Here is a 24,130-nt window from a genome sequence, read left to right on the forward strand (position 1 = left end):
TTCTCATTCTTGATCTCGGCTCCGATGGTGAACGAAGTGGCCCTCGGGCTCCTGTTCGGCTTGGTGGGGTGGAGAGTTGCGCTCACATATCTGGCGTTTGGGCTGTTTGTTGCGATCGCGGCGGGTTGGGTGATCGGCCGGCTGCATCTCGAAAGCTGGCTGGAGGAATGGGTCCGTAATATCCGTGCGAGCTCCGCCGAACTGCCGCAGGAAAGCCTGACGGCCCTTGACCGGATCAAGGCCGGCATCGAAGCCGTGCGCGAGATCGTCGGCAAAGTCTGGCCGTGGATCATCGCGGGCATTGCGGCCGGAGCTTTCATCCACGGATACGTTCCCTCGGACCTTCTCGCCTCGATCGTGGGTCGGGGGGCTTGGTGGTCAGTCCCCGCCGCCGTCCTGATCGGCATTCCCATGTACTCGAATGCCGCCGGCATCATCCCGGTCGTTCAAGCCCTTCTCGCGAAGGGTGCCGCGCTCGGAACCGTACTGGCTTTCATGATGTCGGTGATCGCGTTGTCGCTTCCCGAGATGATCATCCTGCGCAAGGTTCTCAGCCTCAAGCTGATTGCTGTCTTCGTCTGCGTCGTCGCGGCGGGAATTCTTGTGGTGGGATTCATGTTCAATGCGCTCTTCAGCTAACGATCGGAGAAATCTATGAAAGAAGTCAAGGTGCTGGGACCTGGCTGCAAGCGCTGCATCGCGACCGCCGAGATGGTGCAGGCCGAGGCGAATAGGCTTGGTATTCCGGTGACAATCGAGAAGGTGACCGACTACGCGGCTATTGCCGGCTACGGCATCGCATCGACGCCCGGTATCGTCGTCGACGGCAAGGTGGTACACGCGGGCGGCCTTCCCAAACCGCAAGACGTCGAGCGGTGGCTCGCAGCCTAGAACTTAGATTACAAATTACCGGATTACGGTGACAGTGCTGGACTGCACTTAATTTTCCTTGAGCCCGACGCGGCTTTCGGACCGCGCTTGGCGGGCCTGAGAATGCCGCGTCTTGCGCTCGAGGGCATCGAGGAATTTGCGGTCGCTGAGCGTCTCCATTGCCGCGGGCCGCTCCTCACAATGCCTCTAAATTCCCCTTCCCCTCGTGCCCGGGCGGGCCTATCTCACCGTCACCCCGTTGCCCCCCATGAGGAATCCTCCGTGCCCGACGCCATCGAACTCCTGAAGACCCGCCGCTCGGTCAAGCCGCGCGAGATGACGGAGCCCGGCCCGTCGGCGGCCGAACTCGAGACCATTCTGACCATCGGGGCACGGGTGCCGGATCACGGCAAGCTCGCGCCCTGGCGCTTCATCGTGTTCGAGGGCGAGGCGCGGCAGCGCGCGGGCGACGTGATCGCCGAGGTCTTTGCGCGCAAGAACCCGCAGGCCTCGCCGGCCGAGATCGATGTCGAGCGGCGCCGCCTCGCGGACGCACCGCTGGTGATCGGCGTGGTCAGCCTCACGAGGCCGCATCCGAAGGTGCCGGCATGGGAGCAGGAGCTTTCGGCGGGCGCCAGCGCCATGAACATGGTCACCGCCGCGACCGCCCTCGGCTATGGCGCCTGCTGGCTGACCGGCTGGTTCGCCTTCGACCGCGACGTGCTCGACGGGTTCGGGCTCAAGGCCGACGAGAAGTTCGCCGGTCTCATCTATGTCGGCACGCCCGGCGCCAGACCCGGCGATGATCGGCCGCGTCCCGCGCTGTCGGACGTGGTGACACGGTTCTGACCCGTTTCCCGCCCGTTGACGCGGGTGGTTTCTTCCCGCTGCCTCGCCGCGGGGCGCGCGCACGTCCTCGGCGGATCGGCTAATCCCCGCTCGAGGCCGCCGACGTGTTGCCGAGATGCGCCTGCGACAGCAGGAAGAACAGCGCGCGCTCGCCGTGGTACTTGGCCTCCGGCCGCGATCGCTCGAAGCCGTCGGCAAATACTTTTCCGGACTGGTCGCAGACTTGCCACCGCCAGCCGAGCCGTTTGCGTCTGGTCAGGATCACCTCGAACATGCCGACTGGCCGCAACCCCGCGCTGATCGCCGATCCCGCACCGCGCGAGATCGGGTGCCCGACATATAGCGCAGCAGGGCGGAAATAGAACGAAATAGATCGTCGAGACCCGGCAGCCGACTGCGGTTTTGGTTGAAAACCGGCGCGCCAAGGCACGCACGTCGGGGCCGGATGCCGGCTGGAATCCCGTCAAATTCGCCTTGCGCACCCGTCCGGTGTCCGCCTGCGCGGAGAGGTCGGATTTGCCCGGCACGTCAAACGGTTCGCAAGGTCCGCCCCGCGCCATGCCGGCAGTCACCGGCGACTGTGCATGGGGTTGAACCGAGGTTTTTGGTTTGCGGCCGCGCAAGCCCCCGCCGGGCCCGACGTCATCGGGCCTAACGCGCGACCACCTCGACCTCGCCGTCGACGCCGTTGACGACGTTGAAGCCGCGCTCGAACACCTTGCCCTCGTTCTTGGCGATGGCGCGATACTCGCCCTCGGAGAGCACCACGCGCGGGAAGGCGCCGATCGATTCCTTGATCACGTCGCCGCCGGGCGTCAGCACCGACCAGGCCGTGTTGGCGAGCGCCTCGCCGCCCTTCTCGCTGACGAGCTTGAGCGTGATCACGGCGGCGCGATGGGTGATGGTGACGTCGGTGAGCTTGCCGGCCTGCACGCGGATGTCCGAGCGCACCACCGAGTTGGCGTCCCCGTAATTGGAGATGATGTAGTAGGTCCCCTCCGGCAGCAGCACGACGTCACCGGCCGCGACGCTCGGCAGCAGCGAGGACCGCTCGCCGGCCTCGAACTGGCTGCCCTTGTAGATCGCGAACGAAATCTGGTTCTGCGGAATGCGGGTGGTGCCGACGCGGCCCTCGATGCGCAGGCCGCCGGCCGGCAGCACGAAGGATTCCCGGTCGGTCTCGGCCTTCAGCGCGACCGTGCGCACCGCGCTGACGAGGCCGAAGGCGACGTGGACGACGTAGTTGCCCGGCGGCAGTACGATGTTCGGCGTGGCGTTGCGGTCCTCGCGGATCAGCTTGAACGTGCCGGTCTCGTCGGGGCGGTCGGAAAACACCCGCCACACCAGTCCGCTGGTGATCGCCGGCAGGTCCTTGCCGTATTTGGCGGTGAGCGACAGCACGGCCTGCGCGGGCGCGGCCGCTCCGAGCGGGGCGGCCGACGGCACGTTCGCGATCGAAGGCGGGACCGCGGGCGACGAGGGCTGCGTCAGCGTCGGCGGCAGGTTCGGCGTCGCGCCCGGTCCCGACGGCGGCGCCAGGCTCACGGCGCTGCCGGGATCGGGGACTGCCGCCGGCGGCACCGGTGGCGGCCTGTCGGAGAAGAGCTGCGCCCGGGCGCCGGCGGTGCCGAGCAGGCAGAGCGCCGCGGCAAGGATTACCGCCGGCAGCAGCGATCCGCCGCGCCGCCATCCCATGATGCCGTCACCCCCGAGAGTCATGCGCCTGCTTTTCACCGAAAACGCGGCAAATTCAAGCCGTCCGCTCCCCGGGAATGCCGGCTGTGGAACCCGGACCGCGCCGGCGCGGTTAGTCTTGCGGCAATCGGCCGGCGCCATACTCCTGCCCTGCGGCATAAACCATGCTTCGCCGTCGTACTGGCGAGGCGCGATCACGGTACTAGTCTGGCAATGCGCGTTGCTGTCCTTGCAGGTGTCTTGGGAGATCTTCGGTGCTGGATATGTTGAAGGGGTGGGGCCAAAACGGCTCCAACGGCGAGAAAGTCGGTCTCGGCAGCATTCGCCGGCCGGTCATCGGGCTTGCGCTCGGCGGCGGCGCGGCGCGGGGCTTTGCCCATATCGGCATTCTCAGGACCCTGCTCGCGAACGGCATCGTGCCGAGCGTCGTGGTCGGCACCTCGATCGGCGCCGTGGTGGGCGGCGCCTACGCGGCGGGCCATCTCGACACGCTGGAGGACTGGGCGCGCAGCCTGCAGGGCGTGCGCAACATCCTCGGCTATCTCGACGTCCGCCTCAACGGCTCCGGCCTGATCGGCGGCGAGAAGCTCGCCGCGCGGCTCACCGAGACGATCGGCCCGACCCTGATCGAGGACCTCCCGGTCAAATTCGCCACCGTCGCCACCGAAGTTCGCACCGGCCACGAGATCTGGCTGACGCGCGGCCCCGTAGTCGACGCCATGCGCGCATCGTATGCCCTGCCCGGCATCTTCTCGCCCGTCCTGATCGGCGACCGCTGGCTGGTCGACGGCGCGCTGGTCAACCCCGTGCCAGTCTCGGCGGCGCGCGCGCTGGGTGCGGAAATCGTCATCGCCGCAAATCTTTCCAGCGACGTCTTCACCCACTCGACGACGATCTATAACCACGGCGCGATGCCGGCGGCTCCGGTCGAGCCGGTCGCCGAGGATGCGGCGGCCAAGCGGCGCTTCCCGCGATTCTTCTCGCCCGAGCGCACCATGAAGCGCGAATTCTTCGGCAGCCCCGGACGTCCCGGCATCTCCGCGGTGATGGTCGACGCCTTCAACATCATGCAGGACCGCATCACCCGCGCACGGCTCGCCGGCGACCCGCCGGACATGCTGATCACGCCGCGGGTCGGCCAGATCGGCTGGTTCGACTTCCACCGCGCCGACGACCTGATCGCATTCGGCACCCGCGCCGCCGAGCGCGCGCTGGATTCCATCCAGGAGGCGATCCAGGTGCTGGCGCCCGAGGGGACCGCACCAGCCGCCGACGCGTAGCGTCAGGCGGTCTTGATGTAGTCGCGCAGGGCTTCCTGCTCGGTCTCGTATTCGCGGACGCGCCATTTGACGACGTCGCCGATCGAGATCAGGCCGACCACCCGGCCGTTGTCGAGGACCGGCAGATGGCGGAACTTGCCGGTGGTCATCATCTCCATGATCTCGGCGACCGTGTCGGTCTCCTTGCAACTCACGACCTTGCGGGTCATGACGTTGTTGACCGGCTCGTCGAGCACGGCGGCGCCCCGCTCGCCGAGCACGCGCACGATGTCGCGCTCCGACAGGATGCCTTCGATCCGGCTCTGATTCATCACCAGCACGGCGCCGATCCTCTTCTCGCCGAGCAGCTTGACCGCGGCCGCGAGCTTGGCGCCGGGCTCGACGCTGAGGACGTTGTGGCCCTTGGTGTTGAGGATAGAACGTACCGTCATTGTCGCCTCCGTGAATCCGACCCGGTCGCACGAGGCGGGCCGGACTTGTTCGCGAATCTTCAACCAACAGTTTCGGCGCCCGCCTGGTGTCGGGCTTCTCGTTCAGGCGCCTTGCGAAGGCACGCCGTTACCGGCCTGTCCCTTCGCGACATTCTCCGCTTTCGATGATGGATGAAATCGCCCGGCGTCGCAAGCCAAGCTTCAGATACGATCTGAAATGTCCTGTGATGACGCACCTGCAGCATCGGATCGCGCATGCGGCACGGGATCGAACAGCGAGAACAGCAACAGCCCCGCGACGAAGCCGCCGATATGCGCCTGCCAGGCCACCGTCGCGCCCTCGGTTCCGATCGCGATCGAGCCGATGCCGAACACGATGTTGACGCCGAACCACACCGCGAGGAAGCCGAGCACCCTTCCGTCGCGCAGCGCCCGCGACAGCGGCAGCGCGGGAACTCTGGCCGCGGTCTCGGCATCGGTTCTCTTGAACGACAGGAAGCTGCCATGCACGAAGGCAAACCGGATCGCGGCCGCCATCGTGCCGGACACCGAGGCGGAAGCGCCGATCATCGGCGCCACCGCATGCTCATGGGTCAACAGATGGGCGAGCGCGCCGGCCGCCGCCGTCACCGCCAGAAACACATAGAAGCGGACTGCGCCAAAGCGTCGCGCCAGCGCGCTGCCGAACGGCAACAGCCACAGCACGTTGAAACCAAGATGGGTGAGATTGGCGTGGAGCAGCGAATAGGTGACGAAGCTCCAGACCTTTGCGCCGGCGCCGCCGGGAATCTGCAGGTTCAGCAGCGAGGAGTCGTAGCGTTTCGGAATGAAACCGAAGACGTCGATGGTCCAATTCTCGAGTTCGGGCGGCAGCAGCACCCGCAGATGGATCGCCGCCAGCAGGACGATGTAGGCCGTCAGCGCCGGCGGCAACATCAGCACCGGCTCGCGCGGAACCTCGTACGGGTTGGCCGGCAGTCCCGGCGGAGGGTATCGCGGAGAATCCAAGGGGTCTTCGGCTTTCGGGCGCGGACGGTAAGATGAGAGCAGATAGGCGCCTTTGCCCACCCTGTGCAAGTGCACACATGAAAAAGGGAGGGCTCTGGGAAAGCCCTCCCTGTCCGTGTCGGCCTTGCCCGCGCATCAGGGGATAAGGAACATCCCCACCCCTCCCCGCGCGGCGACCAAACTGTTTGACGCCTTGTGTACAGGCCCCGCCGAGAACCTGGAAAACACAGCGAGGCTTGCGACCGCAGCCACCTTAACAGCAGTGGGCGTGACGCAAAGCGCGTCGTTAATTTAACGTTAACGACGCAAAGGCGCCGCTCACAGGGCCGAAAACGCGCCCCCGGCATAGACGCTGCAACACCCCTCCTGCACAACAACCAAGGGACCTCAGGTGCACTGAAGCGGGACAGGTCTGTCCCGAAAGGTGCGCCGAGGGGCGAGCGTCAGTCATGAAACATCCGTCTAGCCGTGAATTCTTTGCCTATTGGGACGACAAGCGCGGCAGCGCGCGGGCGCCCGACCGTTCGACGATCGATCCGGCCGCCGTGCGCGGGCTGCTCGGCGACATCTTCGTCGTCGCGACCGAACCGGGCCTCCCCTTCCGCGTCGCCGGCACGCGCGTCTGCGCCATCGCCGGCCGCGATCTGAAGGACATCAGCTTCACGTCGCTGTTCGCGCCACAGAGCCGCGCCGAGATCGAGGAGATCATCGCGATCGTCGCCGACGAGACGCTGGGCGCGATCGCCGGCCTCACGGCCGCACGCGAGGACGGCACCAAGGCGCATCTCGAACTGCTGCTGCTGCCCTTCGCCGCCCGCCCGCACACCCCGCTCAGCGTCACCGGCGTGCTGGCGCCGTTCGATACCGAATGCGGCGCGCTCGGAGATTTCGCCCTCACCTCATGGCGCTACCTGCATCAGCCGGAAAAGCTGCTGCCGCGCGCCATCCGCAAGCTGCAGGTCGCGCGCGGGCTGATGGTGTACGAGGGGCTGAGGTAGACCTCGCGCGCCCCACGCCGTCAACCGATCACGGCATCGCCAGATGCCAGGCGCCGTTCAGAAAACCGTCGCCGGTGACGTCGCCGGGCTTCTGGTCCTTGGCGAAGGTGTAGAGCGGCTTGCCCTTGTAGGCCCATTGCTTCGAGCCGTCGTCGCGCGTGATGATGCTGTAGTTGTCGCCCGCCTTGTCGCTCGCCTCCGCCTTCAGCACCGGCCAGTTGGTCGCGCATGGACCGTTGCAGGCCGACTTGCCGCCGGCGTCCTTGTCGAAGGTGTAGAGCGTCATGCCCTTTCCGTCGGTGAGCACCGACCCCTTTGCGGTCGTCGCGGTCTTGGTCGGGGGTGCGGCGTAAGCCGACGAGATCAATGCGAGCGAGGCCGCGGCGGCGAACGCGAAGCGAATGGAAATCGTCATGGTCTCTCCTATTATGCAATTGGCTTGCAGGGATAGGACGCCGCCGGGCGCGACCTATTCCGACGGAGCGCACCAAGATATTTTTCGCTGGGCGCTGCCGCACGCGGGAATAAACTGCCGAAGCGGAACACAACACGATCCGCACAACAGGAACGAGCGCGACATTGCAGTGGCGACAGGCAACGCCCGCCGACTTGACAGCGATCATGGAGATCGCCGGGCGGCTCCATACCGATCTCCCTGAGCGGCTCGAGGTGTATGCCGAGAAGCTGCGATTGTTTCCGGACGGCTGCCGCATGCTAACCGTGAACGGGGCGGTCGCGGGCTACGGCATCGCGCATCCCTGGAAGCTGCACCGGATCCCGCCCCTCGACGAATTCCTGCACGAACTACCGCAACGGGCAGACTGCCTTCACGTGCACGATGTGGCCGTGCTGCCCGCGCATCGCGGCGGGGCAAGCGCAGCATCCTACATCGAGACGATCGCGGCGCTGGCCGGATCGGCGCGGATTGGCGCGCTCGCACTGGTGTCGGTGTACGAGACCGACCTCTTGTGGGAACGCCTGGGATTCCGCACCGTCGATCCCGATGCGGCACTGCGCGCGAAGCTCCGAAGCTATGGCAAGACGGCGAAATACATGGTCCGCGATCTCAGTGCGGGCGCTTGAGCCGCCGCGCAATCGCTGACGTCGAAGCCGCGCCTCAGGCCACGTTGCCCACGCCCGCGGCCTGCAGCGCCGTCCTCTGCTGGGCGACGACCCCTTCCAGCCGCGAAATGTTCTCCAGGAGGCGCTGGCTCGTCAACATGAGGAAGTAGTAGCCGAATTGCGGATTCTGAAAATAGATTTCGAGCAGTCTTTCATACGTGATCGAGAGCACCTGACCGTTCTCGATGCACTCGACGGTGCCGGTGCGACGATTGTTCGGCGTCAGGAAGCCGAATTCCCCCATGAGACGCCCCGGCGGCAGCTCGACGTTGATTTCCTTGACCAGGAATTTTCCCGTGACGGTCAGGAACATTTCGGTGGCCGCGTCGCCTTTCTTGAACAAAGTATCGCCCCGGCGATACCTGCGCTCCTTCATGAACGGCTTGAGCCATTCCATCGACATGTCGCCCTGCGTCGCGTGGCGCGCCTTCTCCACCAGCTTCAGCATCTGACGAAGGCGGACCGCGTTGATCGGCAGCATCAGGAGATACAGGAGAAAGGTGGTGATGTTGCCCGAGAGCGCGCCGAAGGCGGCAAAGAAGGAGCAACCCGCCATGTTGGCGACGCGCAGCGGCACCATGGTCTGCATCAGCAGCGTCGCCACGAAGAATACGGCGCCGATCAGGGCGAACATGTTGGCCAGCGTGATGTTGGCCAGCACGATTTCCAGCAGCCGGTTGAACAGCGCGTCGTAGGTGACGTTGTTGGGATCGAGCCCCATCTGCACCAGGATATTTGCGATCCGGAGATTGTTGGCGGCCGTATCCAGGATGCGATTGAAGATGGTGGAGAGGTCAGCATTGCTCGAATACATCGTATCACCGGATATCTGGGATCTTGACGATTGCAATCACACAATGACGGCTTCGGCCACGATTAGTAGCGGGGCGGATGCAATCAATCAATCTTGCCCGCGCTGCCGTCCCGTCCATGGACGCCGGAAAACGTTGCGGGGAGCGAACCTCCCGTCGCTAGCCCGCGGTCGTCGCCGGAGGATTCGTTCACGCGGCCGTGTATTGGATGGAACTGCATCCCCGGCGACGCTCTTCGGCCTGCCGGACGCGCCGACTTGCGTCCAATGACGGCCTATCGCAGCAAGCCGCCGCCGTAGCGCAGCTCGTACAATGTCACGCCGCGCCGCGAGATCACCTCGACACCGTGAAAGCAATCGAGCGCCCCCTCGACTTCGTTGGCGTATGCGAACTCGCCCGCGGCAAACGCGGCAGGACCGCGATACGGCCTGTCGACGTCGGCCGCGAGCAGCGCTTGACGCAGGAATTTGTAGATCGCAAGCAGCGTGCTCCGATCCGTGATCTCCGGCCGCGTGCCGCCGCTGTAGCACATCGACCAGATGACCCGGCCATCCCTCGATACGGTCTCCTGGCCGACGAAGAAACCCATTCCGAAATAGATGTCCCGGTAAGCGTAGCCCGACGCGCGATGCTCGAGCTGCTTTGAGCCCGCGAGCAGCGGAGTAGCGACGGTCGCATCGTCATCAAGGCCGGCATAGGTCCGCCGCCTGGCCTCGACCAGGAAGGCCGCGAGATCGCGCAGAGCGTTTTTCATCCTCACCCCACCAGCTCAGGCCACGGCACGATGGTCGACTTCACCGTCTTCATCGCCATGGCGTCCCTGACCGCCTGCGCGACACCCGCTTCCGTGAACGGGTAGATCGTCTGCATCTTCAGCCATGGATATTTGTTCCGCGTGCGGTAGAGCATATCGACGCCGAGCGGCAGATCGTTGCCGGTAAAGCCCCAGGAGCCGAGCACGTTGAGGTCCTTGGTGCAGATGCGGTGCCATGACGTCTCAATGGAGCCCGCGTCGGTGAACTGACCCATCTCGACATAGGTGCCGCCGTCGCGCAGCATCTCGATGCCTTCGGGGCCGGCGCTCGGGTGCCCCGAACAATCCATCACGAGGTCGGCGCCGAAACCGCCGACGATGTCGCGCACCGCCTTGATCCGTGCCTCGGGCGTCCTGAGTTCGTCGATGTTGACGGTCGCCTCCGCGCCGAATTCGCGCGCCAGGGCGAGCCGCGGTTCTTCGGGCGCGCCGACGCAGATCACTCGCCCCGCCCCCATCTCCTGCGCCGCCGCCACCGCGAGGATGCCGATCGGACCGGAGCCCTGGATCACCACGGTGTCGCCCCAGGAGAATCCGCCGGCGCGCATGGCGCGGTTGAAGGCGCGAATGCAGGAGGTGAGCGGCTCGGACAACGCGCCCAGCCGCAGCGACATGTCGTCGGGCAGTTTGTAGATCTTGGTGCCGGGCAGCATGTCGAGGTCGACATAGACATATTCGGCCCAGCCGCCCCACAGATGCGGCGGCTTGTCGAAACCGAGATAGCGGCCGTAATAGACCGGCGTGAGGCATTTGTTGGCGGTCGCGGGATAGTGGGTGCAGTAGTAGCAGCGGCCGCAGGGCATCAGCGGCGGGATCATCACCTTCGATCCGACCTCGAGCTTCTTGCTCATGAAGTCCTCGGAAAACTCCTCGCCGCATTCGACGATGACACCGCCGAGCTCGTGGCCGAGCGTGAACGGCCAGGGCAGCGGTTTTGGCCAGTGGCCCTTCAGGATATGCAGGTCGGTGCCGCAGACGCCGCAGGCACCGATCTTGATCAGCGCGCCCTTCTTGCCGACCTTCGGCCGGGGCACGGTGCGGATGACGGGATCAGTGCCCGGTCCCGCATGGGTGCATACGCGGATTGGCTCCATGGTGTTTCCTTTCGCGCCGTTGTCTCGTTCGATGTCTTTTGCGCGCGATCTCGAATCCTATGTGAGGCTGCCCGGACCTGCCAAGCGGGTTGCTGCGCGCCGGGCACAACCCGCATGACCCATCGTTACCTCGCGCGCGCGATGATAACGGCGCGTTAACCCTATGCGCCTTAGGGTCGTTCGGGCTCCGCCCGGGCGGGGGTCGGGTAGTGAAGATGGCGTTGGCGAACAGAAAATTTCTTCCGGCTACCGAGGAGCGCAGGCGCTTCCAGCGGGTGAAGGTGCACCTGCTCGGCCGCTACATGCTGCCGGACCGCCGGGAATTCCCCTGCCAGGTCATCAACATGTCGCCGGGCGGGCTCGCCATGCTGGCACCGGGCATCGGCAATGTCGGCGACCGCGTGGTCGCCTATCTCGACCATATCGGCCGCGTCGAGGGCAAGATCACCCGGATGATCGACAACGGCTTCGCCATGACGGTCGGGGCGACGCCGCGCAAGCGCGACAAGCTCGCCGCCCAGCTCACCTGGCTCGCCAACCGCGACATCCTCAACCTGCCGGAGGATCGCCGCCACGACCGCATCGTGCCGCGCAACCCGATCGCGGTGCTCACGCTCGAAGACGGCACCAAGATGACCTGCCGCATCATCGACCTCTCGCTGTCGGGCGCCGCCATTGCCGCGGAGAACCGCCCGCCGCTGAAGTCGCAGGTCTTGCTCGGCCGCGTCCAGGGCCGGGTGGTGCGAAACCTCGAGGACGGCTTCGCGCTCGAGTTCATCCACGAGCAGCCCGCCGAGACTCTCGAAGAGAGCGTTACCGCGCGGTAAAGCGCGGACCGGACCCGGATTCCATTCTTTCCAGCCCACGACGCGGCCCCGTCCGGCGGAGGCCGCGTTTTTCGTCGGCGCCCGCCGTTCTCTTTCCGGTTAACGCGCGCGCCGCTGGCGGGGCGAAACGCAGACATTCGCGGCGTCGGCGCGTTAATGCCTACAATTTTATTCAAATCCAGTATTCTTAAATTTTATTCGAATTTTATTCGAGTATAGATCGAATTAGCTCTTATATTTACTTGTGTTTGTCTTCACTTGACTTGGTTCATTTAGCGGCGATGCAAATGGTTTGTGCGAAACGTGGTCCCAACAAGAAACGGGGGCCACGATGTTCGACTTCAGGGGACAGGGACGCGGGCTGGCGCTGGTCGCCATCCTGATGGGGATCGGCGCGGCAGCGCACGCCGGCGAAAGCCGGCTGCTCTATGCGAGCCTCGGCGATGCCACGCGCGCGCCGATCGGCTGGGTCGAGTTCTGTGCCGAGAATGCTGCCCAATGCCAGGGCGGGCCGTCGCAGCCGCGCGACATCGTGATGTCGCAGGCCGCATGGCGCGACCTGCTCAAGGTCAATCGCTGGGTCAACGAGACCGTCAAGCCGATCACCGACCAGGAGCACTGGGGCGTGATCGAGAAGTGGTCGTTGCCGACCGACGGCTACGGCGACTGCGAAGACTATGTGCTGATGAAGCGCAAGATGCTGATCGACGCCGGGTGGCCGCGCGAGGCCCTGCTCATCACCGTCGTACGCGACAAGAAGGGTGAAGGACACGCGGTGCTGACCGTCAAGACCGACAAGGGCGAGTTCATTCTCGACAATCAGAACGAGAATGTCGTGGCCTGGACCGAGACCGGCTACCGCTTCGTCAAGCGCCAGTCGCAGAGCGATCCGAATGTCTGGGTCTCGCTCGGCGACAACCGGCCGGCGGTGTCCACTGCCAGTGCGAAGGACCAGTAGTTCGAGACCAACGGAGTTCTTGAGGAGTTACGCGACCCGGTCACATCCCCACCCCTCCCCGTCCCAGACCGGTTCGCGCGCGGCCAGCCATCCCCCAATGGCTGGCCGCAACCATTTTGAGCCCGGGAAAGACGAGCCAGGGCACGGAACACTGCCCGGCCGGGACGCCTTTTTGCGCATTCAGCCTCGTTTTTGTCGGATTCCTTGCCGAAGTGTAACTTTTTCGGGACGTCCCGGCCGCCCTCGGGCTGCCGGCATTCGCCAGTTTCGGTTCATTTGGGCTTTGTCAGAAATGATCGACTACGCATCTCAGGACCCGCAGACCCATCCGCTTGCCCGTCTCGGCGGCCAGCCGATCGCGCTGGCGGCCGCAGCCCTATTGATCCTGCTCGGCGGCGCGGTGGCCATCGCCGGATGGCGTGCGTATACCGGCCAGGCGCCGGAAGCCGACCGGGTGGTGGCGTCCCGGCAGCTCCAGGCTCGCACCGCGCAGGTCTCCGAGCAGCTCGTCGAGAAGACAAGGGGATTGGAAGCCACCCAGCAGGAATCGGTCGACCAACTGCAGGTCGTCCAGGACCAGCTTCAGACGGTCAGGCGCCTGCTCGCGGCCCAGCAGGCCGACACCAAGCGGCTGTCGGAGCAGGTCGCAACCCTCACCGAGTCCATCGACGGGCTGCGCCAGTCCTTCGCCAGCACGCAGGCGACCGAGACCGAGACCCCCTCGGTCAGGCGCAAGCCGGTCCGCCGCCGGACCCATGCCAGCACGCGCAAGCGCGGCAAGCCGCGGGGCTAACCCCGCATCCCACTGAAATTTTTGCAGCTTGTGAACTGGATCACATTCGCCCGTATGATTCCGGGCGATGCTCCAGTTCACCGGATGGCGTGAGCCGATTTCAATATCCGGGGCTGGCAAGGTCGTTGACGGTATACTGCGTCAACGGCCTTGTTCTTTATTGGCCCCATCAGCGCGGCCACCGGTCCGCCGGACCCGTTCTGGAACAATCCCACGACAGGCGATTTGAAACAGGGATACCAGGCACCGTCATGCGCAAGCTGATCGCCTTCGACGAGGACACTTACGACAAGCTGAAGCAATTGGGCCGCAACCGGATGGCGACGTTTCAGGAACTTGCGGACGAGGCCTTTGCCGATCTCCTGAAGAAGCACGGCATTCCGATCGATCTCAGGGATGCACTCCGCAAGAGTGCCGCGCTCGATCGGTCCTCGAGCCGAACGACGGCGCACGCAAGGCCCAGAAAGGCAAAGTCGTGACAACAGATCGGGATCCATTTGCGCAAGGCGAGCGCGCGGCGCGCGACAACATTCCTGCCGAAGCCAATCCGTATCGGGACGGCACGGAAGAGCATGCGCTGTGGTCCGCGGGCCATGAGAAGGTCGCAAGCAGGGTCGAGGCGAGCGAGAGCGAGGACATCTGACGGGCAAACGACGGGCAAACGGCGTCAGCCGATCCGCTTCAGCCCCGTCCTGTAGCGCGGCGACTTCGCCTGATAGGATCTTGCCGCGCCGCCCATCTTCTCGACCTGCGCCTCATCGAGCGTCCGGATCACGCGGGCCGGCGAGCCGATGATCAGCGAGCGCTCGGGAAACTCCTTGCCCTCGGTGATGACTGCACCGGCGCCGACGATGCTGTTGCGGCCGACCTTCGCGCCGTTCATCACGATCGCGCCCATGCCGACGAGCGCGCCGTCCTCCACGATGCAGCCGTGCAGGATGACGTTGTGACCGACGGTGCAGTTCTTGCCGATGACGAGCGGAAAGCCGGGATCGGTGTGGCAGGTCGAACCATCCTGCACGTTGGCGCCCTCGCCGACCTCGATCCATTCGTTGTCGCCGCGCAGCACCGCACCGAACCAGACGCTGGCGCCGGGCTTCAGGCGCACGCGGCCGATCACGCTCGCGGTCTCCGCGATGAAATAGTTGCCGTCGGCGGGAAGGTCGGGCGCCTGCCCTTCAATCTCGTAGATCGCCATGGAGGTCTCCTGTCGTGGGGACCTTCATAGCGGGGCCGTGATCTTCAGGCAAAGGGGCTTTCCCGCGGGCGGCGGGTGCGAGCGCGCGGTCAGGTCAGTACGCCGGCAGCGCGCAGCGTCATCAGGAAGAAGGTGCCGCTCATCATGCTCCAGAACCCCGCGATGATGGTCGCCATCATCACGAATTCGAAGCGGCGGCGCTCCAGCCGTGCGCCGAGCAGCGTGTTGCGCATGATGATGAAGGGCGCCGCGAACACCAGGAACGGAACGGCGGCGAACGTCTTGGGCGCCACGCCCTCTTGCAGCAGTCCAAAACCCGCCGGCCTCTGCGCAAGCGCCTGATAGCCGCTGACCAGCGCGCCCGCCAGCGCAAATCCGATGCAGATCGAGAACAGGGAATTCAACGCCTCAGGCGACATCGGGACAGTTCCGCAACTACGCAAACGCTGGAACCTTCCTGTGACAAAAAGCGCGAATGCGCGCCACATTATCCTTAAGAGAGGGTTAACACCGCGACCCACCCACCGGTCCGCGGGACCGGAATTCTCCGCGAATTCCCCGCGCCCCATGGCATATTCGGGCCTGATTCGTCGGCCAGCGGCCGACCCTTCCGCGATGCTCGAATTCATGACGGTGTTCTCGGCAACCTCCCCTCGCAGCCGCAACGCGCGCGCCTCGGCCCATCTCTTTCCGATTGCGCTTGCCGCCGCGTTCGCGGCAGGCGCGGTCGCGCTGGTCGCCTACCTGTTGTGGCCGACCTGGGGCGCTGGCAGCGCCAGCGGTCCGGCCAGGCTGCCGGTCAGCGTCGGCAGCACGCTGTTCAACGTGCCGGCCGCGGCGATCCGGATGAAGATCCAGCGCCATTCCGGGCCGCAGGAGCGCATCGACCTCGACTTCCTCTATCCCTCGCTCGAAGCGCCGGGCGCGCCGAGGCACGTCACCGCCGACACCGTCGACGAAGCGCTGCAGCCGATCGACCGCCTGTTCGTTTCGATATCCGCCCATCACGATGCGCTGGCGCCGGAGGCGCGCGTTGCCACCATCTATCCGCGCTACCTCGACCCGACCGCGACGGCGCCGGAGGACGGGCTGACGATGCGCAAGTCCAGGGCCGACACGCCCTATGGCAGCGAGGACCTGTTCTCGGCCGCAAGCCCTGCCCTCAGCGCGCGCTGCACGCGCGACGCGGCAACGCCGGGCATGTGCCTCGCCGAGCGCCGCATCGACGGCGCCGACCTCACCTTCCGCTTTCCGCGAAGCTGGCTTTCGAATTGGCGGGACGTCGCCGAGGCCCTCGACAGGCTGACGGCGCAACTGCGCGGGCCGAAGAGCTGACGCGCTCGTCATCGCGAACGAGGAGCTTGCGCTCCTCGCGAATGCTCTCACGCAATGACGATGTGGGAAGTCTATTCCTGGTCGACGAGATCGTCCTCGAGGATCGCCATCTGGAACTGGAACGAGCGATCGTCGTCCTCGTCATCGACGAACAGCACGCCGATGAACTCCTCGCCGATATAGACCTCGGCGGAATCGTCCTTCTTCGGCCGCGGCACGACGCGAATCCTGGGATTGCCGAACACGCGCTTCAGATACGCGTCGAGCTTCCTCACTTCCTTGACGTCCACGGCGGTCTCCAATCCGAAATCTGGCTGGCGGGGTTTTAGGACGAGACGGCACGGAGGGCCAGCACGATTTGCCGAGAAATGTGGGGACGATCGGGGCCCTGAGAGATCAGAGCCCCATCGCGTTGATCATCTGGTCCATGGTGCGCGAAGGCTCGGCGCAGCCGGCCTCGCCGACGATCCGGGCGGGCACGCCCGCCACCGTGACGTTGTGCGGGACCGGCTTGACCACGACCGAGCCAGCCGCGATGCGCGCGCAATGCCCGATCTCGATGTTGCCGAGGATCTTTGCGCCGGCGCCGATCATGACGCCGCGGCGGATCTTCGGATGGCGATCCTCGTTCTCCTTGCCGGTGCCGCCGAGCGTGACGCCATGCAGGATCGAGACGTCGTCCTCGATGACGGCGGTCTCGCCGACGACGAAACCGGTCGCGTGGTCGAGGAAGATTCCGCGGCCGATCCTGGCGGCGGGATTGATGTCGGTCTGGAACACCGCCGAGGCGCGGCTCTGCAGATAGTAGGCAAAATCCTTGCGGCCTTTCACGTGGAGCCAATGCGCGAGGCGATGGGTCTGGATGGCGTGAAAGCCCTTGAAGTAGAGCAAGGGATCGATGAAGCGCGAGGTCGCGGGATCGCGGTCGTAGACCGCGACGAGATCGGCGCGGAAGGCGTTGCCGAGATCGGGATCGTCGCGCAGCGCCTCGTCGAAGGTCTGGCGGATCAGATCGCCCGACAGCGCGGAATGGTCGAGCCGATCGGCGAGCCGGTGCACCACCGACTGCTCCAGCCGGCTGTGATGCAGCACGTTCGAGTAGACGAAGGCCGCAAGCTCCGGCTCGCGCCGGACGATGTCTTCGGCCTCACCGCGAATGCGATCCCAGATCGGATCGAGCGCGGCGAGCTTTGCTCCGGGATTGACCTGATGCACTGCCATGGACTTGCTCTTGAAGGACTTGCTCTTGAATTTTGCGACTGGGCGGCTCTTCGAATTCGCCCACTCGGTTCGATCTATAGCACGCCGCGCCGGCCGGAGTCCTGAGGGCTTTGCCCGAAGGTGAATGCCGAACCGCCCTCGAAAGCCAGACAAGACCTTGAAACGACAGGCTTTCCTTTGCCGCCCCACGCTCGAGACGGTTGGCTCAAGGTGGTCGGCGATTGGCCGAATTCAAGCCGCGCCACGTCAAACTATTGGTGAATTCCGCTTCACCGGCTATTCCGGGCATGGTCGACCAACGGCGGGGAGGACCAGACCATCACGACCGACATCTTGCGCGCCCGTGCCGCGGGCTCCGTGTGGCTGCGGCTGGTCGGCGTCGCGCTACCCCTTCTCCTGATCGCTCCGGCGTTCTGGAACGGCTACCCGCTGCTTCAGTGGGATACCGGCGGCTATCTGGCGCGCTGGTACGAGGGCTATCTGGTCCCGAGCCGCTCCACGGTCTTCGGGCTCTATCTGCATTTCGGCGAATCCTCGGCCTTCTGGCTCAATCTTGCCGTCCAGTCGCTGACGACGTTGTGGCTGTTGCAACTTACGCTGCGCGTGCTGGGACTGTTGCAGCCGGTCCGGCTCGTCGCGATCAGTCTGCTCCTCATCCTGGCGACCGCGCTGCCATGGCTTGCCAGCATGCTGCTGACCGACATCTTCGCCGGCCTCTCGGTGCTGTCGCTGTTCATCCTGACGATCTGCGGCGACAGGATCTCGGCGATCGAGAAGTTTTCGCTGTTCGTCTTCACCGCCTTCGCCGCGGCGACCCACAGCGCCACGCTCGGCGTGCTGTTCGGCCTCTGCCTGGTCGGCTGGCTGGCACGGCCCCTGCTCGGCGCCCGCGTCCCGCTCGCCGGGCTCGCGCGGGGCAGCCTGACGATCCTCGCCGGCAGCCTGATGCTGCTCTCGGCCAATGACGCGCTGTCGGGAAAATGGGCGTGGACGCCGGGCGGCTACGGGGTCGCCTTCGGCCGCATGATGCAGGACGGCATCGTCGCGCGCTATCTCAACGACCATTGCCCGCGCGAAAAATTCAAGCTCTGCCCCTATCGCAACGAGCTGCCCGCAACCGCCGATGAGTTCTTGTGGGGCCAGAGCGTGTTCAACTCGCTCGGCCGCTTCGAAGGCCTGAATGACGAGATGGGGCATATCGTCGTGCACTCGCTCGCCGACTATCCGGCCTGGCAGGCAGGGGCGGCGCTGCGGGCCATGGGCGAGCAATTGCTCCACGTTGCGACCGGCGAAGGCACCAGCGGCTGGATTCCCCACACCTACGGCATCATCGAGCGCTACATCCCCGCCCAGGTCGCGCCGATGCGCGCGGCGCGCCAGCAGCGCTGGCAGGTCCATTTCGAATACGTCAACTGGCTGCATGTTCCCGTCGCGCTCGCCTCGATGCTGGCGCTGGTCGTGCTGCTCGGACATTGGGCCGCGAGGCGCCGGCTCGACGATCTGTCGCTGCTCGCAACGACCGTCACGCTCGCACTGCTCGGCAACGCTTTCATCTGCGGCGTGATCTCCGGACCGCACGATCGCTACGGCGCGCGCATGGTCTGGCTTGCGACCTTCGTCGTGCTGATCGCGCTCGCGCGCCATCTCGGCGCGGACGATCCGATCGACAAGCCCTCAGCCGCGGCGTGACAGGAAATCGATCACGCCGCTCTTGTAGACCTTGTCGCCGACCGCGCGCATGTGGTCGCGGTTCGGGATGTCGAGCACTTCCGAGCCCGGGATGACGTCGCCGAGCGCCCTGGCCGAGCCGGCGACGTCGTCCGCCGTGCCGACCGCGATCAGGACCGGCACGTCGATGCGCGCGGCTTCCTCCCTTCGCATCAAGTCGCGCGTGCCGCGCAGGCACGCCGCGAGCGCCCTGCGATCCGACCGCGTCTGGTCGGCGAACGCGCGAAACGTGCGTCCCACCGGATCCGTGACGTCGTCGAGCGAGGGCGCCTCCAGCGCTTTCGCGACGGCCTCGCCGGGGCCGGTGCCCTCGATCAGGCCGCCGATGCCGATGCCGCCGAGAATGGCCGAGCGCAGCCGCTGCGGCTCGTTGACGGCGAGCCATGCCGTCATCCGCCCGCCCATCGAGTAGCCCATGACGTCGGCTTGCGGGATGCCGAGATGGTCCATCAGCGCCAGCACGTCGCCGGCCATCGCGGGAATGGAATATTGCGCGGGATCGTAGAGCTTCGACGATTCGCCGTGGCCGCGATTGTCCAGTGCGATCACGCGGCGGCCGGCCTTGCGCAAGTCCGAGACCCAGGTCGGATAGACCCAGTTCACGTTCTTGCTCGAGGCAAAGCCGTGCACCAGGATGATCGGATCACCCTCGCCTACGTCGAGATAGGCAATTTGCACTGCGCCGTTGTGAAAACTCGGCATCGTCAGTTTCCGCGTCGTGAGGGGGATGATCGATCTTAGGCCGCGACGGCCGCGCCCGCCAGAGCCGCCTCGGACGCCGCGATCTGCGCCTGGCGCAGGCGGCGCGCCCGCCTGCGGTCGCACCACGCCTGGGTCAGGCGCTCGGTGGTGGCCTTGATCGAGGACAGGACGCCGAACAGCGCGAACGCCGCGCCGAACAGCCATGACGCGAGATCGAACGCGCTGCCGGCGAGCAGCAGCGCGCCGCGTCCGAGCAGCTTCATGATCGCGCGGGTCTTGCCGCCCTTGGCTTCCGCGAGGCGCGCCGCGCGCGTGACGTCCTTCGGGCCTTCGGCAATGCGCAGGCTGTCGAGCGCACCGCGTGTGCCGGCCTTCTCGGTGATCCGGCCGACGTCCTTGGCGAACCGCACCAATGCGCCCGCCCTCTCGGCGCGGAACGCCGCCTTGATCGCGCTTGCGGTCTCGCCCGGCCGCAGCACCGAACCCGAGGCGACCGCCTTCTGCAGCACGGGGACGTCGACTGCCTCGCGCGCCGAACGGCCGGCCCAGGCCGCGAGCCCCTCGCCGAGCCGGCCGACCTTGCGGGCGTCCTTCACCAGCGAAAGCCCGGCGCGCACCGGCGTCGCACCGCCGACCGACACGTACGTCGCCGCGGTCACCGCGAGGCCAGCCGCCGCAAGGCCGAGCACCAGATGATCGGTATCCTCACCCATCGCCAGATGCTTGCCTTCGCGCACGACGTCCCTGATGTCGCCGAACACGAAGAGATCGCCGGCCACCGTGCCGGACAGGCTCGCGACATCGTCGGCATCGCCGGTGACGAGGCCGGTGGCAAAGCGCCTCGCGAAATGCGAGGTCGAATTTTCGTCCTTCACCGCGTCGCCGACCCGGCTCATGACGTCGTCGGGGAGCGCGATGTTGCGGTCGCGCGCGAGTTCGACGAAGCTGTTGGCGAGATCGGCATCCTGCGCGCGCAGCGCCACCTCGATCTGCTCGCCGATCTTGTCCTGAACCAGTCGCTCGCCATTCCCCAGCACAGAACTGAGCTTGAGCTCCGACAGTTCGGCCGGATCGTCTTGGGCCGCAAGAATCGCAGCGGCCTCGCGCGCATGCGGCGCCATCTGCACAAAGACAAGCGCGCAGGCCGCAAGGCCGGCCACACCAGTGCTGATTCGCAGCCATTTCATGCTCAGGAGACCTGGGGATTTCATCCACAAAATAGTATGCCAAAATTGCGACACAACGGCCCCGACGAAAGAAGGGCTTCTCTGGGACGACAAGATTGTGTCGAATTTGCCTGAGCAAATGAGCATGGGGCAGTTGCGAGCCGTTCGGTTCCGCCGGACTAGCAATCACCTGCAGCCATCAGTATGGTCCGCGGCGTTCGACGGTTGCCGCATCATTCGATTGCGTCTGCCACCATTGCCACGCCAGGATGAATTACGATGTCCGACCATGTCGTCCCGCACTTCCACAACGATGCCGGTGTCCCGGTGATCGAGATCGGCTCGCAGGAGTTCATGTGCGTGGGCGCCAATCCTCCGTTCGACCATCCGCACGTGTTCCTCGATCTCGGCAACGACAACGAGATCATCTGCCCCTATTGCTCGACGCTGTACCGCTTCGCGACCGATCTCGGCGCCGGCGAGGCCCGCCCGCCCGAATGCGTGGTGAAGGACAAGGCCGCCTGACCCGGACTGGTATAATCTGCCAGGCGTGGCCGTCTCCCGAACGATCTTCATTGCCGGTGCCGGTATCGGCGGACTGACGGCGGCGCTCGCGCTCGCCGCAAAAGGCTTTCGCATCGTCGTGCTGGAGAAGGCCGAGCGGCTGGAGGAGGTCGGCGCCGGTCTGCAATTGTCGCCCAATGCGAGCCGCGTGCTGGTCGGCCTCGGACTTCTCGACCGCCTCAGGCTCCGCGCGGTGACGCCCGAGGCGATCAGCATCATGAGCGCGCGGGCCGGCGGCGAACTGATGCGGCTGCCTCTCGGCGAGGCGGCCACGCAAGCCGCCGGCGCGCCTTACTGGGTGGTGCATCGCGCCGACCTGCAGGCCGCGCTCGCCGCGGCGGTCGGGGATCATCCCGACATCGAACTGCGGCTCGGCGCGACGTTCGAGGACGCAGCAGCCCATGCGCGAGGGCTGACGATCGTCCACCGCAGTGGCAATTCGCGCCAGAACGAGCTCGCGAATGCGCTGATTGGCGCCGACGGAGTCTGGTCGACGGTGCGCCAGCACCTGTTTCCGGACGTGCAGCCGCGCTTTTCCGGCCTGATCGCCTGGCGCGGCACCATCGATGCCACGCAGCTGCCGAAAGAGTTTACCGCCCGCCGCGTCCAGCTCTGGATGGGCCCGGGCGCCCATCTCGTGGCCTATCCGATCGCGGGCGGGCGCCAGATCAACGTGGTCGCGGTGGTGCCGGGGACCTGGAACAGGCCGGGCTGGAGCACCGCCGGCCATCCGTCCGAGGTGGTGGACGCCTTCCCTGCCCCGCACTGGCCGAGCGCGGCGCGGATGATGCTGACGGCGGTCGATGGCTGGCGCAAATGGGCGCTGTTCGGCGTTCCCGAAGGCTGCGAATGGAGCAAGGGCCAGGTCGCGCTGCTCGGCGACGCCGTGCACGCCATGTTGCCCTTCGCCGCGCAAGGCGCCGGCATGGCGATCGAGGACGCCACCGTGCTCGCGCAGCACCTCGGCGGCAATACGACCGAGGGCGCCGAGGGCATCGCGCGCGCGTTGCGGCAATACGGCCGGGCGCGCCAGGCGCGCGTGCGGCGAGTGCAGCGTGCCGCACGGCAGCAGGGCCGCATCTATCACATGACGGGACCGCTCGCGATCGCCCGCGACCTCGCGATCCGCGCGCTCGGGCCGCAGCGCGTGCTGGCGCGGCAGGACTGGATCTACGACTGGCGGCCGTGAGGCTCAGTACACGGCGCCGCTGGACTTCGACGCCGGTGCCGGCGCGGCGACGGCTGGCGCCGGTGCCGCGGCAGCGGCCGTGGTCCCGCCCTCGCGGCACCTGCCGCGGCGCCAGGCTTCTTCCGCGAAATGCGCCTGCCCGCGCGTCGCCACATATTCGTTGCGATAGGCCATTTCCGCCACCACCACGCCGCCCGCACCGGTCTCGGCCTTGTCCATCAGCTTCTGCAATTCGGCCGTGCGAGCGATCAGCCTCTGGCGCTCGGGCTCGAGCTGCTTGCAGTCCCAGAGCTCATACCTGGCGGGATCGGCAAAAGCCGGTCCGATCGTGTCGCTCACGCCGGCGCAGCCGGAGAGCGCAACGCCCGAAGCAAGCAGCGTGATCAGCGCGCAGGCGCGGCGCAGGCGGTGGAGAAACGGAACGGGCATGCCGGAGTGATAATCCCCCTGGATTGAGAATGCCTAAAACAGGATGACGTGTCCGGATTGAGGCTTTGCCTTGTGGCGCGCCCTCGCTTAAGGATGAAGCAGTCTTCCGACCCTTCACCGTGCCAATTCAAGAGGTCCGGAAGATGCGATAAGTGTTTGATCCCGTTGGATCAAGCGGGCATGGCGGAATTGGTAGACGCAAGGGACTTAAAATCCCTCGGTGCGCAAGCGCTGTGCCGGTTCGATTCCGGCTGCCCGCACCATCGCGCTTGGGTGGTCCAGGTTCCCACCGATCGCGTCGTCCGTCCCTGCTGTTGCGCGCAGCGCAGCAGCGTTAACGGAAAATGAATCCGAATCAGGCGATCCCACGGCGTAACGCAATGGCGCGGGAGAATACGATGCTGGGTCTTGGAAGGCGCAACGCGGGGGTTGCGCAGGTCGATACGGCCAAAAATTTGGGCGGAATGTCCGAGGCCTTTCAGGACGCGATGATCCAGTGCTTCAACGACTGGACGGCCGGCCTGCTCAACCGCGAGCTCGCCAGCTTCGACAGCGCCGCGCTGCGCGAGCATGTCAAGCCCGAGCTCGTCGAGGCGTTGCACCGGCTGGGCGGCGCGATCGCGGGGCGCGCCTCCAGCGACCTCGACGCCACCGTCGAAATCTGCATCAACAGCAACGAGGCTTCGGTCAGCGGCGCCAGACTGATTGCGGCGTCCGTCGACCAGTCGACGCGGTGCCAGAGTCTCGCCTCCGCCTCCGTCGAGCTGGTCGCCTCCGCCAACGCGATCAAGACCACCTGCAGCTCGGCGGCCGACGAAGCGGCCACGATGCGAGGACTCGTCGACGAAAGCGTCACGGGCGTGCGGCACACGCTCTCGACCATGAACGAGATCGCCCGCTCCGTCACCGCCACTTCCGCCACCGTCGCCGGTCTCAGCGCGGCCTCGGCCGAGATCGGCGAGATCGTCGGCACCATCGACGCCATCGCCAACCAGACCAACTTGCTTGCGCTCAACGCCACCATCGAGGCGGCGCGCGCCGGCGAAT

At 66.0% G+C, this 24,130-nt stretch carries 31 protein-coding genes and 1 tRNA gene; 17 read left to right on the forward strand and 15 right to left on the reverse strand.

Annotated features, from left to right (window positions below; all coding sequences use genetic code 11):
* The 3 genes from KGM94_RS09785 to KGM94_RS09795 form a co-directional block, all read left to right on the forward strand.
* Window positions 1-639: permease (locus KGM94_RS09785; protein WP_300257577.1), on the forward strand; the 639-nt coding region annotated here is incomplete at its 5' end.
* A gap of 15 nt (window positions 640-654) precedes the next feature.
* Window positions 655-891 carry a thioredoxin family protein gene (locus tag KGM94_RS09790; RefSeq protein WP_300257579.1) on the forward strand — a complete coding sequence of 79 codons (237 nt, stop codon included), beginning with the start codon at window positions 655-657 and terminating at the stop codon, window positions 889-891.
* 261 nt (window positions 892-1,152) lie between these two features.
* Entirely contained in the window at window positions 1,153-1,719 is a 567-nt protein-coding gene (locus tag KGM94_RS09795; RefSeq protein WP_300257581.1) for a nitroreductase, read from the forward strand.
* A 79-nt stretch (window positions 1,720-1,798) separates the two neighbouring features.
* Here the strand turns inward: KGM94_RS09795 and KGM94_RS09800 are convergent, their stop codons facing one another.
* Together KGM94_RS09800 and KGM94_RS09805 are read right to left on the reverse strand one after the other, a co-directional pair.
* Window positions 1,799-1,993 carry a hypothetical protein gene (locus KGM94_RS09800; RefSeq protein WP_300257584.1) on the reverse strand — a complete coding sequence of 65 codons (195 nt, stop codon included), beginning with the start codon at window positions 1,991-1,993 and terminating at the stop codon, window positions 1,799-1,801.
* A gap of 377 nt (window positions 1,994-2,370) precedes the next feature.
* On the reverse strand, window positions 2,371-3,438 hold the full coding sequence (locus KGM94_RS09805) for a hypothetical protein (protein ID WP_300257587.1): 1,068 nt from the start codon (window positions 3,436-3,438) through the stop codon (window positions 2,371-2,373).
* Between the two features lie 230 nt (window positions 3,439-3,668).
* Here KGM94_RS09805 and KGM94_RS09810 point away from each other — a divergent pair, with 230 nt between their 5' ends.
* Entirely contained in the window at window positions 3,669-4,694 is a 1,026-nt protein-coding gene (locus tag KGM94_RS09810) for a patatin-like phospholipase family protein (RefSeq protein WP_300257590.1), read from the forward strand.
* A gap of 2 nt (window positions 4,695-4,696) precedes the next feature.
* Here the strand turns inward: KGM94_RS09810 and KGM94_RS09815 are convergent, their stop codons facing one another.
* Together KGM94_RS09815 and KGM94_RS09820 are read right to left on the reverse strand one after the other, a co-directional pair.
* On the reverse strand, window positions 4,697-5,125 hold the full coding sequence (locus tag KGM94_RS09815) for a CBS domain-containing protein (RefSeq protein ID WP_300257593.1): 429 nt from the start codon (window positions 5,123-5,125) through the stop codon (window positions 4,697-4,699).
* A gap of 201 nt (window positions 5,126-5,326) precedes the next feature.
* A complete protein-coding gene (locus tag KGM94_RS09820; protein ID WP_300257596.1) occupies window positions 5,327-6,133 on the reverse strand; it encodes a rhomboid family intramembrane serine protease in 807 nt (268 codons plus the stop codon).
* A gap of 449 nt (window positions 6,134-6,582) precedes the next feature.
* On the opposite strand from KGM94_RS09820, the gene KGM94_RS09825 reads away from it, so the two are divergent.
* On the forward strand, window positions 6,583-7,131 hold the full coding sequence (locus KGM94_RS09825; RefSeq protein ID WP_300257599.1) for a PAS domain-containing protein: 549 nt from the start codon (window positions 6,583-6,585) through the stop codon (window positions 7,129-7,131).
* 28 nt (window positions 7,132-7,159) lie between these two features.
* Here the strand turns inward: KGM94_RS09825 and KGM94_RS09830 are convergent, their stop codons facing one another.
* Window positions 7,160-7,546, reverse strand: coding sequence for a hypothetical protein (locus KGM94_RS09830; RefSeq protein ID WP_300257602.1), 387 nt, complete (start codon window positions 7,544-7,546; stop codon window positions 7,160-7,162).
* A gap of 206 nt (window positions 7,547-7,752) precedes the next feature.
* On the opposite strand from KGM94_RS09830, the gene KGM94_RS09835 reads away from it, so the two are divergent.
* Entirely contained in the window at window positions 7,753-8,214 is a 462-nt protein-coding gene (locus KGM94_RS09835; RefSeq protein ID WP_300257661.1) for a GNAT family N-acetyltransferase, read from the forward strand.
* Between the two features lie 34 nt (window positions 8,215-8,248).
* Here the strand turns inward: KGM94_RS09835 and KGM94_RS09840 are convergent, their stop codons facing one another.
* The 3 genes from KGM94_RS09840 to KGM94_RS09850 form a co-directional block, all read right to left on the reverse strand.
* On the reverse strand, window positions 8,249-9,067 hold the full coding sequence (locus KGM94_RS09840) for a cyclic nucleotide-binding domain-containing protein (RefSeq protein ID WP_300257605.1): 819 nt from the start codon (window positions 9,065-9,067) through the stop codon (window positions 8,249-8,251).
* Window positions 9,068-9,339: 272 nt separating this feature from the next.
* Window positions 9,340-9,819 carry a DUF5680 domain-containing protein gene (locus KGM94_RS09845; RefSeq protein WP_300257608.1) on the reverse strand — a complete coding sequence of 160 codons (480 nt, stop codon included), beginning with the start codon at window positions 9,817-9,819 and terminating at the stop codon, window positions 9,340-9,342.
* Window positions 9,820-9,821: 2 nt separating this feature from the next.
* Entirely contained in the window at window positions 9,822-10,973 is a 1,152-nt protein-coding gene (locus KGM94_RS09850; protein ID WP_300257610.1) for a zinc-binding dehydrogenase, read from the reverse strand.
* Between the two features lie 215 nt (window positions 10,974-11,188).
* Between KGM94_RS09850 and KGM94_RS09855 the strand changes: the two genes are divergently transcribed.
* The 5 genes from KGM94_RS09855 to KGM94_RS09875 all read left to right on the forward strand — a co-directional run bounded on the left by KGM94_RS09855 (window position 11,189) and on the right by KGM94_RS09875 (window position 14,194).
* On the forward strand, window positions 11,189-11,800 hold the full coding sequence (locus tag KGM94_RS09855; RefSeq protein ID WP_300257613.1) for a PilZ domain-containing protein: 612 nt from the start codon (window positions 11,189-11,191) through the stop codon (window positions 11,798-11,800).
* A gap of 331 nt (window positions 11,801-12,131) precedes the next feature.
* Window positions 12,132-12,758 (forward strand): transglutaminase-like cysteine peptidase, encoded by a 627-nt coding sequence (locus KGM94_RS09860; RefSeq protein WP_300257616.1) that lies wholly within the window; start codon window positions 12,132-12,134, stop codon window positions 12,756-12,758.
* Between the two features lie 292 nt (window positions 12,759-13,050).
* A complete protein-coding gene (locus KGM94_RS09865; protein WP_300257619.1) occupies window positions 13,051-13,551 on the forward strand; it encodes a hypothetical protein in 501 nt (166 codons plus the stop codon).
* A 251-nt stretch (window positions 13,552-13,802) separates the two neighbouring features.
* Window positions 13,803-14,030, forward strand: coding sequence for a hypothetical protein (locus KGM94_RS09870; protein WP_300257622.1), 228 nt, complete (start codon window positions 13,803-13,805; stop codon window positions 14,028-14,030).
* The gene (locus tag KGM94_RS09875; protein WP_300257625.1) at window positions 14,027-14,194 is read left to right on the forward strand and encodes a hypothetical protein; all 168 of its coding nucleotides are present in this window, start codon (window positions 14,027-14,029) and stop codon (window positions 14,192-14,194) included. Before KGM94_RS09870 ends, KGM94_RS09875 begins: the two co-directional genes overlap by 4 nt.
* A 24-nt stretch (window positions 14,195-14,218) precedes the next feature.
* On the opposite strand, the gene KGM94_RS09880 is transcribed toward KGM94_RS09875, so the two are convergent.
* On the reverse strand, window positions 14,219-14,749 hold the full coding sequence (locus tag KGM94_RS09880) for a gamma carbonic anhydrase family protein (RefSeq protein WP_300257628.1): 531 nt from the start codon (window positions 14,747-14,749) through the stop codon (window positions 14,219-14,221).
* Window positions 14,750-14,838: 89 nt separating this feature from the next.
* Window positions 14,839-15,168 (reverse strand): hypothetical protein, encoded by a 330-nt coding sequence (locus tag KGM94_RS09885; RefSeq protein WP_300257631.1) that lies wholly within the window; start codon window positions 15,166-15,168, stop codon window positions 14,839-14,841.
* 208 nt (window positions 15,169-15,376) lie between these two features.
* On the opposite strand from KGM94_RS09885, the gene KGM94_RS09890 reads away from it, so the two are divergent.
* On the forward strand, window positions 15,377-16,084 hold the full coding sequence (locus tag KGM94_RS09890) for a hypothetical protein (RefSeq protein WP_300257664.1): 708 nt from the start codon (window positions 15,377-15,379) through the stop codon (window positions 16,082-16,084).
* Between the two features lie 71 nt (window positions 16,085-16,155).
* Here KGM94_RS09890 and KGM94_RS09895 read toward each other — a convergent pair whose 3' ends face one another.
* Both KGM94_RS09895 and cysE read right to left on the reverse strand, forming a co-directional pair.
* Window positions 16,156-16,374 (reverse strand): DUF3126 family protein, encoded by a 219-nt coding sequence (locus KGM94_RS09895; protein WP_247458781.1) that lies wholly within the window; start codon window positions 16,372-16,374, stop codon window positions 16,156-16,158.
* Between the two features lie 106 nt (window positions 16,375-16,480).
* Window positions 16,481-17,305: a serine O-acetyltransferase gene (cysE, locus tag KGM94_RS09900; RefSeq protein ID WP_300257637.1), complete on the reverse strand. Its 825-nt coding sequence runs from the start codon at window positions 17,303-17,305 to the stop codon at window positions 16,481-16,483.
* Window positions 17,306-17,638: 333 nt separating this feature from the next.
* Between cysE and KGM94_RS09905 the strand changes: the two genes are divergently transcribed.
* The gene (locus KGM94_RS09905) at window positions 17,639-18,994 is read left to right on the forward strand and encodes a hypothetical protein (protein WP_300257639.1); all 1,356 of its coding nucleotides are present in this window, start codon (window positions 17,639-17,641) and stop codon (window positions 18,992-18,994) included.
* Here KGM94_RS09905 and KGM94_RS09910 read toward each other — a convergent pair.
* Window positions 18,980-19,735: an alpha/beta hydrolase gene (locus tag KGM94_RS09910; protein WP_300257642.1), complete on the reverse strand. Its 756-nt coding sequence runs from the start codon at window positions 19,733-19,735 to the stop codon at window positions 18,980-18,982. The genes KGM94_RS09905 and KGM94_RS09910 overlap by 15 nt on opposite strands.
* 35 nt (window positions 19,736-19,770) lie before the next feature.
* Window positions 19,771-20,922, reverse strand: a complete 1,152-nt coding sequence (locus KGM94_RS09915; protein ID WP_300257645.1) for a hypothetical protein — start codon at window positions 20,920-20,922, stop codon at window positions 19,771-19,773.
* A 258-nt stretch (window positions 20,923-21,180) separates the two neighbouring features.
* Between KGM94_RS09915 and KGM94_RS09920 the strand changes: the two genes are divergently transcribed.
* Window positions 21,181-21,426 carry a zinc-finger domain-containing protein gene (locus tag KGM94_RS09920; RefSeq protein ID WP_300257648.1) on the forward strand — a complete coding sequence of 82 codons (246 nt, stop codon included), beginning with the start codon at window positions 21,181-21,183 and terminating at the stop codon, window positions 21,424-21,426.
* Window positions 21,427-21,451: 25 nt separating this feature from the next.
* Window positions 21,452-22,654, forward strand: coding sequence for an FAD-dependent monooxygenase (locus KGM94_RS09925; RefSeq protein WP_300257651.1), 1,203 nt, complete (start codon window positions 21,452-21,454; stop codon window positions 22,652-22,654).
* Window positions 22,655-22,657: 3 nt separating this feature from the next.
* Here KGM94_RS09925 and KGM94_RS09930 read toward each other — a convergent pair whose 3' ends face one another.
* Complete coding sequence (locus KGM94_RS09930; RefSeq protein ID WP_300257655.1) at window positions 22,658-23,083, reverse strand: twin-arginine translocation pathway signal; 426 nt, start codon at window positions 23,081-23,083, stop codon at window positions 22,658-22,660.
* Between the two features lie 174 nt (window positions 23,084-23,257).
* Between KGM94_RS09930 and KGM94_RS09935 the strand changes: the two genes are divergently transcribed.
* Window positions 23,258-23,346 (forward strand) — tRNA-Leu (locus KGM94_RS09935).
* Between the two features lie 201 nt (window positions 23,347-23,547).
* Window positions 23,548-24,130, forward strand: a 583-nt coding sequence (locus KGM94_RS09940) for a methyl-accepting chemotaxis protein (RefSeq protein ID WP_300257657.1), incomplete at its 3' end; no start/stop codon positions are given.

The sequence above is a fragment of the Bradyrhizobium sp. genome, from assembly GCF_028868675.1.
Lineage (GTDB): Bacteria > Pseudomonadota > Alphaproteobacteria > Rhizobiales > Xanthobacteraceae > Bradyrhizobium.